Annotated in this window: 10 protein-coding genes; 4 read left to right on the forward strand and 6 right to left on the reverse strand. The window is 55.9% G+C overall.

What is annotated here, in order from left to right:
- Positions 1-40 precede the first annotated feature (40 nt).
- The 4 genes from serA to drt3b all read left to right on the forward strand — a co-directional run bounded on the left by serA (position 41) and on the right by drt3b (position 6,114).
- Positions 41-1,636, forward strand: a complete 1,596-nt coding sequence (gene serA, locus QWU43_RS05940) for a phosphoglycerate dehydrogenase (RefSeq protein ID WP_370917368.1) — start codon at positions 41-43, stop codon at positions 1,634-1,636.
- Positions 1,637-1,849: 213 nt separating this feature from the next.
- The gene (locus tag QWU43_RS05945) at positions 1,850-2,335 is read left to right on the forward strand and encodes a flavin reductase family protein (protein ID WP_370917369.1); all 486 of its coding nucleotides are present in this window, start codon (positions 1,850-1,852) and stop codon (positions 2,333-2,335) included.
- A gap of 194 nt (positions 2,336-2,529) precedes the next feature.
- Positions 2,530-3,921, forward strand: a complete 1,392-nt coding sequence (gene drt3a / locus QWU43_RS05950) for an antiviral reverse transcriptase Drt3a (protein WP_370917370.1) — start codon at positions 2,530-2,532, stop codon at positions 3,919-3,921.
- A gap of 15 nt (positions 3,922-3,936) precedes the next feature.
- On the forward strand, positions 3,937-6,114 hold the full coding sequence (gene drt3b / locus QWU43_RS05955) for an antiviral reverse transcriptase Drt3b (RefSeq protein ID WP_370917371.1): 2,178 nt from the start codon (positions 3,937-3,939) through the stop codon (positions 6,112-6,114).
- A gap of 1,461 nt (positions 6,115-7,575) precedes the next feature.
- Here drt3b and QWU43_RS05960 read toward each other — a convergent pair.
- The 6 genes from QWU43_RS05960 to QWU43_RS05985 form a co-directional block, all read right to left on the reverse strand.
- Positions 7,576-7,941, reverse strand: coding sequence for a biotin/lipoyl-containing protein (locus tag QWU43_RS05960; RefSeq protein WP_370917372.1), 366 nt, complete (start codon positions 7,939-7,941; stop codon positions 7,576-7,578).
- Between the two features lie 80 nt (positions 7,942-8,021).
- Complete coding sequence (locus QWU43_RS05965; protein WP_370917416.1) at positions 8,022-8,240, reverse strand: hypothetical protein; 219 nt, start codon at positions 8,238-8,240, stop codon at positions 8,022-8,024.
- A gap of 147 nt (positions 8,241-8,387) precedes the next feature.
- On the reverse strand, positions 8,388-9,941 hold the full coding sequence (locus tag QWU43_RS05970) for an acyl-CoA carboxylase subunit beta (RefSeq protein WP_370917373.1): 1,554 nt from the start codon (positions 9,939-9,941) through the stop codon (positions 8,388-8,390).
- A gap of 41 nt (positions 9,942-9,982) precedes the next feature.
- The gene (locus tag QWU43_RS05975; RefSeq protein WP_370917374.1) at positions 9,983-11,479 is read right to left on the reverse strand and encodes a methylmalonyl-CoA carboxytransferase subunit 5S; all 1,497 of its coding nucleotides are present in this window, start codon (positions 11,477-11,479) and stop codon (positions 9,983-9,985) included.
- Positions 11,480-11,655: 176 nt separating this feature from the next.
- Positions 11,656-12,414, reverse strand: a complete 759-nt coding sequence (locus QWU43_RS05980; RefSeq protein ID WP_370917375.1) for a hypothetical protein — start codon at positions 12,412-12,414, stop codon at positions 11,656-11,658.
- 113 nt (positions 12,415-12,527) lie between these two features.
- Positions 12,528-14,057, reverse strand: a complete 1,530-nt coding sequence (locus tag QWU43_RS05985; protein ID WP_370917417.1) for a SulP family inorganic anion transporter — start codon at positions 14,055-14,057, stop codon at positions 12,528-12,530.
- Between the last annotated feature and the right edge of the window lie 124 nt (positions 14,058-14,181).

Here is a 14,181-nt window from a genome sequence, read left to right on the forward strand (position 1 = left end):
GCCCGGACGCGGACGCAACCAGCACTCCAGGAGTAAGAACGTGAGCCAGAATGGCCGCCCGGTAGTACTCATCGCAGACAAGCTCGCACAGTCCACCGTCGACGCCCTCGGCGACGGCGTGGAGGTTCGCTGGGTCGACGGACCCAACCGACCCGAGCTGCTCGCCGCAGTCGGCGACGCCGACGCCCTGCTCGTCCGTTCCGCAACCACCGTCGACCGCGAGGTCCTCGAAGCGGCGAAGAAGCTGACCATCGTCGGCCGCGCCGGCGTCGGCCTCGACAACGTCGACATCGCCGCTGCCACCGAGCGCGGGGTCATGGTCGCCAACGCCCCGACCTCCAATATCCACTCCGCCTGCGAGCACGCCATCTCGCTGCTGCTGTCCACCGCCCGCCAGATCCCCGCCGCCGATGCCACCCTGCGCGACGGCGCATGGAAGCGCTCATCCTTCCAGGGCGTCGAGATCTTCGGCAAGACCGTCGGCATCGTCGGCTTCGGACACATCGGCCAGCTCTTCGCCCAGCGCCTTGCCGCGTTCGAGACCACCGTCATCGCCTACGACCCCTACGCCAACCCCGCACGTGCCGCGCAGCTCGGCGTCGAGCTCGTCGAACTCGACGAACTCATGAGCCGCAGTGACTTCGTCACGATCCACCTCCCCAAGACCAAGGAGACCGCCGGCATGTTCGACGCCGAGCTGCTCGCCAAGGCCAAGAAGGGACAGATCATCATCAACGCCGCCCGCGGCGGCCTCGTCGACGAGCAGGCGCTCGCCGACGCCATCACCTCCGGCCACATCCGGGGTGCCGGTTTCGACGTCTACGCTTCCGAACCGTGCACTGACTCCCCGCTGTTCGGACTCAAGGAGGTCGTGGTCACCCCGCACCTCGGCGCGTCGACCGTCGAGGCCCAGGACCGGGCAGGCACCGATGTCGCAGACAGCGTGCTCAAGGCACTTGCCGGCGAGTTCGTCCCCGACGCCGTGAACGTCTCCGGCGGCCGCGTCGGCGAAGAGGTCGCCCTCTGGCTCGACCTCTCCCGCAAACTCGGCCTCGTCGCCGGTGAACTCCTCGACACCGCCCCCGTCGCCCTCGAGGTCACCGCCCGCGGCGAGCTGTCCACCGAGAAGGTCGACTCCCTCGGCCTGTCCGCAATGCGCGGCCTGTTCTCCTCGATGATCGACGAGCAGGTCACCTTCGTCAACGCCCCCCGCATCGCCGAAGAACGGGGCGTCGACGTCACCGTCAACACCGAGAGCGAGGCCGTCAGCCATCGCTCCACCGTCGAGGTCAAGGCCATCGCTTCCGACGGCGCCACCGCCGCCGTCGTCGGTACTCTCGCCGGACTCGACCGCGTGGAGAAGATCGTCCGCCTCAAGGGACGCGGCCTCGACATGCGCGCCGAGGGCCGCAACCTGTTCCTCCACTACACGGACCAGCCCGGTGCACTGGGCAAGGTTGGTACCCACCTCGGTGGGGAGGGCATCAACATCGTCGCCGCAGCCCTGTCGCAGGACGCCTCTGGCACCGGCGCGACGCTGATTCTCCGCGTCGACGCCGAGGTACCCGAGAAGATCGTCGAAGCCATCAGTGCTGACCTCGACGCAACCGCCTTCCAGGTGGACTTCGGGGTCTGATAACCCGGTCGTTGAACGAACCGCCATTCCGCCTTTTCTTCCCCTTGATGGGGGAGATGCGGTGGAGTGGCGGTTCTTTTTGTATTTGGTGTCTGCATCGTTGACGCCGGGAAGGCGTACTCGTCCAAAGCGCCCGTTGGCGGTCCGTTCTTCTTCGACTGAACCAGTTCTCGTGCCGTCCGGGCTTGGAAAACAGGGGTAGAGTAGGTGATCGTGACTGAAACGGTATCGGGCCTCGAACTACGCACCGCTGTTGGATCGTTCCCCTCCGGGGTGACGGTGGTAACCACCCATTCCGAAGGGATGGACATCGGGCTGACGGTCAGTGCCTTCGCGTCACTGTCCCTCGAACCCGCAATGGTGGTCGTGTGTATCGAGAACAAGTCCAAGTCATTACCACACCTCGCTGTCGGCCGTGAGATCGGTATTTCTGTGCTCGCTTCAGATCAGCTCGAACTGGCGGTGCAGTTCGCACGGCATGTGGAGGATCGCTTCGATGGGGTAGATATTGAGCGTCGAGGAAAGGTTGGTGTGCCCTTTGTCAAAGGTGCTGTGGCGTGGTTCCTGGGGGTGGTAGATTCGTGGTACGAAGGAGGGGATCATACGATCATCACAGTCAAAGTTAAAGCGTGTACTTCAACCGACTTGTCCGGAGTATTAGTATATAAAAAGGGGAAATTTATACAACTACTTACGTAGCTCAAATCAAGATATACGTCACTTTTCTAACCGGATCGCAATTTAACGAAACCCGCCCACTCCCTGGCTCGCCTCCATAAATTAAATTATACTAGCGATCAAATTAAATCGATAAAGAAAAAAGTTAAGAGAAATTCGGCAGGAAAATATACTGCCTACCGAACCATAGCAGAATACCGAAATGTGGAGAAATAATGAAACAGCAATACACGGTACAGAGTCTAAGGAATCGATTAAAACAGGCGGAGCGTCAAGGTAATGACTATTCTTTGATGATTCCTGGAATTAAAACGAACAACAAAAAAATCACTAAAAATTTTAACCAGCTGAAAAACGAGAAGCTAAAAAAACAGGAAAAAGATAATCTTTATAATCAAATCAATCAATTAAAAGGGGAGAAGCATAAAGCTGTAACAAAGTATTTAGAAGACGCCTTGACTCTTGTTTTTGATATCTACGACTCAAAATACAACTTTGAACTAAAAGGTCCTGTTAAGCACAAAAACCGGAGTTTCTATCTGCTGCCATCTAGCTTCTCCTATAAATTAATCGATCTAGAGTTGCAATATGTGCTGAAGCGTTCATTCTCCCTATATTCGCCATCGAGGCATCTAATTGCTGCACAAATTCGGGATCAAATGAATCGGCCGGGCTCACTCAGAATTCTCAAGCTGGACATATATAAGTTTTACGACTCGATTGACCAACGTAGAGTGTTAGATCTATTGCTTAGGTCACGCCGTGTAGACCCAGTCTCAATTAAACTTGTCGAATCGTTGTTGGAGAGTTTTAATTCCGCGAAAAATAGGGCTTTAAATCTGAAAAGTAGTGACGTAGATCGGAAAGGGATACCTCAGGGAGTTGGTATTAGCGCGAAACTTGCCGATCTATACATGAAAGAGTTTGATAAGGAATGGCGGCATAGAACCGATATATTATACTACGGTCGCTACGTAGATGACATTATTATTATAGCGAATGGTCTAACGGACCTCGAGTCTTTGAAAAAAGAACTTGCATCATCACTCTCGGCGATTGGTTTAGAGATAAGTAGGAAAAAAAGTCGGACGTTCTTAGTGTCTTCGCCGAAGAGACAAACTGTACGAGATAATCGGATACCCCCTTCTGGTACCGTTGGACAGAGCATCGACTTTATTGGGTACTCTTTCTGCATCGATAAATCTGGAATTTGCAGGGTGTACCTTTCAAATAGAAGGTATACAAAACTAAAAAACAAAATCGATAGAATATTCGACGCATGGGAAAAAGCGCCGAATTCAACCGCAGACTTAGAAGATCTACGGGATTCAACTCTGATTATGAGACTGAACTTCCTAACTGGGAATACGAGCCTCGTTAATGCCAAACGGCACGTTGTAGTAGGCGTATACTATTCGAATAAGATTATTGGTACTAATAATGGGCAGCTGAAGAAGCTCGACGAGTATCTAAAGTATAAAATAGAGAGATGCCGTGGCCTATCGCAAGAAACCCGGCGTTCGGTTGAGAGATTTAGTTTCGCAGATCGCTTTAATGATAGGACTTACGTTCCATCTACCTATAAAAGACTAAAAAATATAATCTAGTAAAGGAAAATCAAAATGTCATTTAATCGGCGTAAAGTATCTACAAGTTGGCTTAGGCCGATTTTGTCGGAAGTATTTCCCCATGAACTACCGTTATCATTTGATCCGAACAGTTTTTTTGAGTTTTTCAGATCAATTGACGTTCAGTGGAACTGGCAGATGATAAATAAGAAATATGATTATGAGTTTACAGTTAGCCAGAACACTACACCTTGGCAACAGGAAATTAGTACAAAAGGCTTTGGATTAATTTTCAAGGGTAATACAGATTCTATGGGGAGGCCAATATGTTCGCTTCCCAAAGCATGTTCGCCATATAGAGTTGTTGTTCCTGCTAGTCCCGTTAAAAAAAGGACGCTTTCAATTATTCATCCGGCTGCGATGTTACGTATTTGCGCTTTCTACGATTACTTTGAATCGTCGATGATAAATTACTGCAATCGAAGTCTGTTCAGTATACGCAAGCCGGTAGGTGTTTCGCGTATCGTAGAGGTTAAAGAAATTCTTCCATACCACGAATCGGTTCACGATAACTCATTTTCTGGCGGCCATGAACCTAATGAAAGCACGCCCATTCGGAAGCAGCGAATTTCCTCGGAAGGGCGATACTTTAAATATGTTAGGTACAATTGGTTGTCGAATTTTGTAGATTCGGAGGAGTTCTCTCGTTGTGAAAATAAATACCGAAATCTAATACGTTTAGATGTTTCGCATTGTTTTGATAGCCTTTATACACATAGTATTTCGTGGGTCGTTAACGGCCTTGATTGCTCAAAGAGTTACAGCTCCGACTTGAGAGGATTGCCGAATTTCGGCGATAGATTTGACGAACTATTACAGTTTATAAACTGGAAAGAAACTAATGGAATCGTTGTAGGTCCTGAAGTATCTCGAATCTTTGCGGAGTGTATCTTGCAGGAGATCGATCTAAATATATTGTCTAGTATTTCGAAGATCAAACCGGAATTGGTTTATGGTGAAGATTATGAAATTTTCCGGTACATTGATGATTATTTCGCATTCTTTAAGGACCCGAATCGGCTGTCTTTATTCGAGGACGTTATTCGGCGATGCTTAGCGGAATACAAGTTATCTTTAAACGACTCGAAAAAACAAATAGACGCTTTTCCTTTCCAGCGGAATGAGAGTATCGCCCGTGGAATGTGTCGAGAATTGATCGGGCAGTACTTTCTCAGGCCCTCAGCCTTTGACGCAGCTAAGAGCAAAAGCAAACCCGAATTTCGTATCAATGATGCCAAGGTCAAACTTCTGCTGATTGGAAAAATAGCGGATGTTCCTTTACATAGTTTTATAAACTATCTACTTGGTGCGGTCGTCAATAGTGTTGAGCGTTTTTGTGAAGAATTGAAATCCTATGTTCAAGAGCGGGAAGACTCTGAAAACAGAGCAGATATTCGCAATGATTGGATAATTAACTATTTTATCGATGTTTTGCGTTTTTCCTTCTATGGTTATGGTTTTTCAGAATCCTACGAGAGTAATTTAAAGATCTGCAGGGTTCTTAGTTTGGTATTAAAATATTTGGAAGGCTTTTCAGATCAACATAGCGCGACTCCGGCTTCGCGTATTGCGAAAGAAGTTGGGCTTGATAGAGTTCGCAGAATCGTTGTAGATGAGCTCTTTAGATCTGTCGATCCTTTTGGCATTGATGTCCGAAGGATCAATTTAATTGATTTCTTAGTTTCGATGAAACGCCCCCTCTCTGAAGAAGAGGTTGAGCAGCTTTTACGCGTATGTGGAGAAAGATGGAATCTCGATGCGTTCTCGCTAATTTGTTTGTTTAGATCTCTGTGGCCGATGTGTGAAAGTTGTCAGACTCACGGAAATCGTTCCAGGTGCCCGAAGGATCCGCCAAGTGTTCGTGCTTTCTTTGCTTCAGTTGATAATAGTTTTGCTAAGAAGACCTTGTGCGTTAAGATTAGGGAGATTATTGAAGGTGATTCAGTAGAATCCCTGGTTGAAGCCACTATCTTAAAACTTGCTTTATTATCGTATCCTTGCAAGTTGGTTCCGGAAGCGTTTTTTGACAGGTACTTAATGAGCGATTGGTTTTCGACGGAAGTTCGTGATGCCGTCAGGGGTGAAGACGGCTTCGGTGCGTTTTGTACCTGGGCGATTGGCCCGTCGTTTTCCTCAGCGCTTGAACGTAAAAAGATGCGTGTGATATACTAGCGGAGCGCTCATCGTCACCAACCCGAGCCCATTGTGCAACTCCTCACTAACTGTGTTGTCGGCTAATAACGATTTTTTTGGTGTTAGTCGCTCTTCGGTTGTCTGGATTTGGTCTAGGTCCGGGCAGATGGAATTTACTCCATTTCGACTTGTTCGATAATGTTGTTTTATTACATTTTGCTCGTCTTGCACGTGGTGTTCGATCCAATAGGCTTGAACATTGATTCAGAGAAGGGGTGCGCTCCTTCGTTCGGGTACACACCAGCGCGGCGGAGTTCACTGGCGGTGGGATTCCGCCTTTTTCTTTTCGTAACGTATATTTTTGAAGCTGCTACAGCCTATTTTCTCCTGCGGTTTGTCGGACTTTTTTTATCTCGTGTCGTCATGATGGGCACAGGTCGTTTTTATTTTTCTTCTTGGATATTTTGTTTCGCTTTTGTGAAATTGCCTTTTGTTGAGTAATTTGGAAGGCTGAGGATAATTCTTTTTCGTTAGTGGGAGAGTGAGTCGCCTAGTGCAGGCCTTGATGTTTCGAATGAAAGACCGTTTACGTGGCCTTTTCATGGTCTGGTCGTAGTTTTTAATGTTCGGTGGAAATAATTTTACCTTGTTTAGTTTTATTATCGTGCTTTAGAAGTGGAACTTCTGCTGCGTCTAAAATACCTGCATATTGTATTGTAGTGGTGCGGTTATAGCGGGTTTAATGAGATTCCTTGGATTATTGGGGTAAAGGTTCTTTATATGGGGATTGGTAGCTTGGTTTTTTCGACGGGCTATTCTATGTTTGGAAATTGGTTTGCTCTCGTTTGTGGCTAGGTGTTTTAGGCTTGCGTCTCGGGGGGATTGTGGAATGTAAGGTGGCTCCTGCCACTTCGGATAAAGTTATGGGTTAGTTTCTTTTTAATGTTTGTGATTCGGTTGAACCTCGTTGGTCTAACAGGTTACTGAAATAGGTGTATGGGTATCGGAACCTTTAGGAGGGTGGGGCTTGGGGGGTGTGTCGCCTTCTTCCGTTGTGGGTCGGTAGTATGGCTAAAGTTAGTTCCTCGAACTTGGCTTTTCCCGTTTCGGTATGCAGTATTTACGTCTTCTACAAAAGTTTTTAGTTGTTTATCCGTGTCTTATTTTGGGCGCATTTTGGTTGATTTGATTAGGTATTTGGGCATGTTTTGTCGATAGTGCATGCTGGGGGTTTCGAGTAATGCTGGGTGTTGGCTAAAAATGTTTTGGCTGGAGCGACAAGAAACAGCTTTAATATTATATTGAATGGATGATGCAAATGGGCCGATTTTTGCTTATGCTAATCACCGTATCTTCCGGTAGCGTTTAGGTATTTGGTCAGGTCTATTTCATTTACCTGGATGGGTACTGTGTATAAACAGACCATCGAGTTTTAGTGCGACGAAGGCTGCCCCGCCCATGCTCTTTCCCAAAACCCAACGCCGCACCCCAAGCCCCGAACTACCCAATCTCCAACAGAACCTGCCCACCCTGTACAGATTCCCCGACGCTGACGGGGAGGGAGACGACGGTTCCATTCACGGGTGCGGTGATCTCAGTTTCCATTTTCATTGCCTCGAGTACTAGTAGAACCTGCCCCTCCTCGATGACGCTGCCTTCTCCCACGAGGACCTTGGACACGCTGCCGGCCAGGGGAGCGACGACCGCGTTCGAGGACACACCCTGGACGGATGCGGTGGTCGGTGCCGCCGGGGTGTTGACGGGGCTCGAGCCCATGGAGATCACGGGACCGAGGGTCCGCTGCTCCTCCTCGACCTCCACGTCGACGGAGTAGGCGACGCCGTTGACGGTGACCTTGAGTTTCATGTGCGGTGTGCTCCTTTGGGGCGATCAGCTGGGTTTCGGCGGCGCAGGTTTCGGTGCGCCCGGGGGTGTGGTCGGTCTGGTTACATCTGGGTGCGGTGGTGAGTCTGGGCCGCGCGGCGCCCCTGCTGGGCCCAGGTCCGGTGGCGATGGAATCGGACGGCGCGGACCTTGCCGGAATTGCCCAGATATGCGGATACCGCGGCGGAGATAGCCATGAGGATGTCCTCCGGTATCTCCACGTCCGAACGGTGGCGCAACTCCTTAAGTTCACGTTCGAGTGCATCGATCCGTGCGCTCATGGCCCTGAGCGTGTCTTCGGTGGCCTTGAGTCGGCCGATGAGCTGGTCTTCTCGTCCGGGCCGCTCGTCTGGTGTCGGGTTCATGGTGTTCACGGTGTTCTCCTGGGATCTGTCGGTGTCCGGTGTACTACGTGGGGGTCGGTCCAGTTACACCGGCCCCAACCCGTGTTTCTTCGCTGGCCGGTGGACCCGCTTGGCGGCGAGTAGTTCGAGTGCGTAGGCGACTTCTCTGCGGGTGGTGGCGGGGTCGATGATCTCGTCGACGAGGCCTCGGCTGGCGGCCATGTAGGGGGTGGAGAAGGTGTCCCGGTATTCTTCGACGAGCTCGGCGCGGCGGGCCTCGGGGTCGTCGGCTTCGGCTATTTCGCGGCGGAAGACGACGTTGACTGCGCCTTCGGCGCCCATGACGGCGATCTCGGCTGTCGGCCATGCGAAGACCTTGTCCGCGCCGAGATCCTTCGAGCACATTGCGACGTAGGCGCCGCCGTAGGCTTTTCGGAGGACGACGGTGATTTTGGGGACGCTGGCGGCGGAGTAGGCGTAGAGAACCTTCGCGCCGTGGCGGATGATGCCGCCGTGTTCCTGGGACACACCGGGCATGAAGCCGGGGACGTCGACGAAGGTGAGGAGGGGGATGTTGAAGGCGTTGCAGAAGCGGATGAATTTGCAGGCTTTGTCGGAGGAGTCGATGTCGAGTACTCCGGACATGACGCTGGGTTGGTTGGCGATGAACCCGACTGTGCGGCCGACGATGCGTCCGAAGCCGACGACGAGGGAGCGGGCGAACCCGGCCTGGACCTCGAGGAAGTCGCCGTGGTCGATGATGTGTCCGATGACGTCGCGGACGTCGTAGCCGCGGCGGCCGTCGACGGGGACGATGTCGCGGAGTTCGGGGTCGTCTTCGACGATGTCATCGGGGTCGATGATCGGTGGTTCCTCGGTGTTGTTCTGCGGCAGGAAGCTGAGCAGTTTCTGGGCGAGGAGGATAGCCTGTTCGTCATCCTCGGCGATGAAGTCGATGTTTCCGGACTTGGTCATGTGCGCGTCGGCGCCGCCGAGTTCGTCGGCGGTGACTTCTTCGCCGGTGACCGTTTTGATGACTCCGGGGCCGGTGATGAACATGGTGGCGCGGCGGGTCTGGATCACGAAGTCCGTGAGTGCAGGGGAGTAGGCGGCACCTCCGGCGCAGGGGCCGGCGATGATGGAGATCTGCGGTACCACCCCGGACAGCAGGACGTTGTTGTAGAAGACCTTGCCGTAGCCGGAGAGTGAGTCGATGCCCTCCTGTACGCGGGCGCCGCCGGAGTCGTTGATCAGGACGAAGGGGGTGCCGGTGGTGGCGGAGGCCTGCATCATCGCGGCGACCTTGATGGACTGTTCTTCACCGGCGGACCCGCCCATGACTGTGAAGTCCTGGGAGGCGATGTGCACGGGTCTGCCGAATACGGCGCCGGAACCGGTGACGACGCCATCGGCGGGCAGTGCCGCCTTGTCCATGCCGAAGCGGGTGGAGCGGTGGGTGGTGAAGGCTCCGGTCTCCTGGAAGGTGTCGGGGTCGACGAGGAGGTCGATGCGTTCCCTGGCGGTGAGTTTGCCGCGTTCGTGTTGTGCGGCGATCTTCTTCTCACCGCCGCCGGCGAAGATTATCGAGCGGCGTTCGGCGAGTTCGGCGAGTCGTGCATCCATGCTGTCGTGGGCCATGGGGTTGGGGGACCGTTCCTTCGTGGGGTGGCTGGAGAGATTTAGGCGGGTTCGACACGGACGGTCTGGCTGCGGCCGCCGAGACTGACGCGGTAGGTGATGGGTCCGCGGATCGGGGCGGTGTGTGTGCCCGCCTCGCGTTTCTCTTCCGCGAGTTGTTCGGCTGTTTTTCCGACGGACTTCGGGCCTTCACTACGGGTGGTGAAGAAACCGGGTGCGACGCCCGGGAACAGGGCGTTGGTCAGCACGTCCTCATCGGAGCCGTCAGCTCCCTCGAGAGCCTCAGCCTGCTCCACGAGTTCATCCCACTCAGGGGCGAGCAGGTCCGCCGGGCGGCAGGTGATGGGCTCCTTCTTGGTTTGGCTCTTGGCCTGCTCGATGAGCTCCGGGTCGCGCTCACCGATGCACTCGCCGTAATAGCCGAGCATGAGGTCGGCGAACTCTGCGGTCAGCACCTTGTAGCGGCCCATGAGCACGTTGAACACGGCCTGCGTGCCGACGATCTGGGAGCTCGGGGTCACCAGCGGCGGGTAGCCTGCGGCCTTCCGTACGACGGGGACCTCCCGCATGACCTCGTCGATACGGTCACCCGCACCCTGTGCCTTGAGCTGGGACTCCATGTTGGACAGCATGCCGCCGGGGATTTGGGAGAGGAAGATGTTGGTGTCCACCAGCGTCTTCGACTCGAACTCGGCGTACTTGGGGCGGACCTTCCTGAAATGGTCGCGGATGGTGATGAGCCGCTCCATGTCCAGGTCTGTGGTGTACCCGGTGCCTTCAAGCATCTCCACCAGTGATTCTGTGGGGTTGTGGCCAGGGCCGAGGGACATTGAGGAGATGGCGGTGTCGACGACGTCGGCACCCGCCTCGATGGCCTTCATCAGGGTGACCAGGGTGACGCCGGTGGTGGAGTGGCAGTGGACATTGATCTGCGTGTCCTCGCCGTAGGTGTCCTTGATGCCCCGGATGATGTCGTGGGCGGGCTGCGGCTTGAGCAGTGCGGCCATGTCCTTCAGCGCGATGGAGTCCGCGCCCATGTCGAGCAGGCGTCCGGCCTGTTCGACGTAGCCCTCCACGGTGTGCAGCGGGGAGACGGTGTAGCAGATCGTGCCCTGGGCGTGCTTACCGACGTTCTTCACCGCGGACATGGCGTGCTCGAGGTTCCGGGGGTCGTTGAGGGCATCGAACACGCGGAAGATGTCCATGCCGTTCTCTGCGGACACTTCCACGAACTTGTCCACCACCATGTCCTCGTAGTGGCGATAGCCGAGGAGGTTCTGGCCGCGCAGCAGCATCTGGAGTTTCGAGTTGGGCATCAGTTTCCGGAAGGTGCGCAGGCGCTCCCAAGGGTCTTCGTTGAGGAATCGGATGCAGGCGTCGAACGTCGCTCCGCCCCAGCATTCGACGGACCAGTAGCCCGCGTTATCGATCTCCTCGCAGATGCCGACCATATCTTCCAGTGCCATGCGGGTTGCCATGAGGGACTGGTGTGCATCGCGCAGTGCTACTTCTGTCACGCCGATGGTTCGGGGTTTCATGTCTCCCAAACTAACGTTGTTACTTGGCGTGTGCAGGCAGCGGGGGTGTGTTACCGAACGCCTTTAACTCATTCCCGTGTCGTGTGGGTGGTGACACCATGGTGACGCACCTGCGTGTCTGTGTGATTCCATCGGGTGTCAAGGTTTCCGGGTGTGCGGGGTGCGTCCCGGGGCGTTCAGGGGCGGGCGCTGTAAGGCATCTCCCGACCGTCACAGGTGAGTTGCCGGTAGGCGGCGGTGACGGTGAGGATCGTTACTGGGATTGTGACGAGGATTCCGACCCCGAGCGCGAGCGCACCGGACATCATGACCGGGATGCAGACGAGCAGCAGCGTGACGATCCTGGGATAGTGCGCCCGGCCCATGGCGAAGCCCCGTGCGAGGGACTCACCGACCGGCGCGCCGTCGGTGCAGAGGAACGGGGCGAACAGCACGAAGGGCAGCAGCAGAACGCTCACGGCCGCGGTGATCAGGGCGGTGAGCCGCAGGCGGAAGTACCACGGCCCGTCGATGAGCGCCCACTCCGGCCCCAGGAGGCCCGCGACGTGGATCATGGCCGCCTGAACCGTGAGAAACGCGGCGCCGATCAGCAGGATCACGGGGAAGGCGTTTCCGTATTCCCCGTCCGTGGTGTCCCCGTCGTCCGCGGTGTCACGGAGTGCGGCCCGGATGATGAAGGTGAACCCGAGCGCGAACAACGCCGTGGATATCGCACCGTTGATGATTGCGCCGGTGACTGTTTCGGCGGTCGCGCTGCCCCCTTCGGAGTCCTCATACCGGAGGGTCGGCGTCGGGAACAGGATCGCGAGAATCCCGTATCCGAGCCATCCCCATATGTTCCTGAGGAAGGTGCTCAGGGCCGTGTTCAGGCAGCGGCGGATGGAGAATCCGCCGGTGGTGGTCCCGGAGGTGGCGAGGTCGTCGCTGGTGCGCATCCGGCTCCTCGAAGAAGTCATCCCCTTGTACCTGTGGGGAAACGGCGCCCGGTCACCGACAGGGTAACAAGGCAGGTCCGCCGGAGGGGCGCCGTGGAGCCACAGCCGCCGGATCAGACGAGTTCGCCGGTGAGCCGGTCCAAGCGCCGCTTCGACGCGCCGTCGAGGCCGATGATCTGCACCTCCGTGCCCTTCGCCGCGTACTTGCGGGTGATGGCGTCGAGGGTGGCGACGGTCGAGGCGTCCCACACCTCGGCGTCGGTGAGGTCGATGACAACCTGGGCGGGATCGTTGTCGTAGTCGAACTGGTAGACCAGATCGTTCGACGAGGCGAAGAACAGTTGGCCGACGACGCGATAGGTGCGGAGGTTGACCCGCCCGTCGTCGTCGGTGTCGACGTCGGCGATCTTTTCCACGGTGGTCAGGTGGGCGACGCGGCGAGCGAACATGACCATCGCCATGATCACGCCGGTGACTACGCCGATGGCGAGGTTGTGGGTGGCCAGGGTTGCCGCGACGGTGACGAGCATGACCGCGGTCTCGGACCAGGGCATGAGGGTGAGGGTTCGGGGTGCGATGGAGTGCCAGTCGAAGGTGCCGACGGAGACCATAATCATGATGGACACCAGTGCGGCCATGGGGATCTGTCCGACGATGTCGCCGAGGGTGACCACCAGGATGAGCAGGAAGACGCCGGCGAGCAGGGTGGACAGGCGGGTGCGGGCGCGGGATTCCTTGACGTTGATCATCGTTTGGCCGATCATCGCGCAGCCACCCATGCCGCCGACGAAGCCGGAGGCGATGTTCGCCGCGCCCTGACCCCAGGCCTCGCGGGTTTTGTCCGAGCGGGTCTCGGTGATGTCATCGACGAGCTTCGCCGTCATCAGCGACTCCATCAGGCCGACGAGCGCCATCGCGAGCGAGAAGGGAGCGATGATCTTCAGAGTCTCCAGCGTCAGCGGGACATCCGGGATGAGGAAGTGCGGCAGGCTCGAAGGTAGCTCACCCTGGTCGGCAACATCGGGGAGTTTGAACCCGCCGAGCATTGCCACTGCGGTGAGCACGATGATCGCGATGAGTGGTGCCGGAACTGCCGTCGTCACACGGGGCAGGAACACCATGATCGCGATGGCGACCGCCATCAGCGGGTACACCACCCACGGGACATTGTAGAGGTGCGGTATCTGCGCCATGAAGATCAGGATCGCCAGGGCGTTGACGAAGCCGACCATCACCGAACGCGGAATGAAGCGCATCAGCTTCGCCACGCCCGTCGCGGCGAGCAAGATCTGGAGGATACCAGCGAGGATTACCGCCGCGATGAGATAATCCAGTCCGTGTGAGGCGACGAGCGGAGCGATGACCAGGGCTACCGCACCCGTCGCCGCACTGATCATTGCCGGACGCCCACCGGCGAACGCGATGGTCACCGCCATGATGAAGGATGAGAACAGCCCGACCCTGGGATCGACACCCGCGAGGATGGAGAAGCTGATCGCCTCCGGGATGAGCGCGAGGGCGACGACGAGGCCCGCGAGGACCTCGATGCGCAATCGGCGTGGGGAAGAGAAGGCGGCCCGGAAGGAAGCCGGGATACTGATGTCTCCGTGGGTGTCGTTCACGGCGGAGCGCTCAAGCGGCATGGGGGCCTTTCGATGGATCATAGGGTATCAGCGTGACGCTTCCCGATGCCCGGGATGCGCGGTTCGCGGGTCAGTCCACGGCTTTCCTGCGGTCGTCCGGGGAAGACGCGGCTGATGTAAGGAA

Origin of the sequence: Corynebacterium sp. CCM 9204 (genome assembly GCF_041357695.1) — a bacterium.
GTDB lineage: Bacteria > Actinomycetota > Actinomycetes > Mycobacteriales > Mycobacteriaceae > Corynebacterium.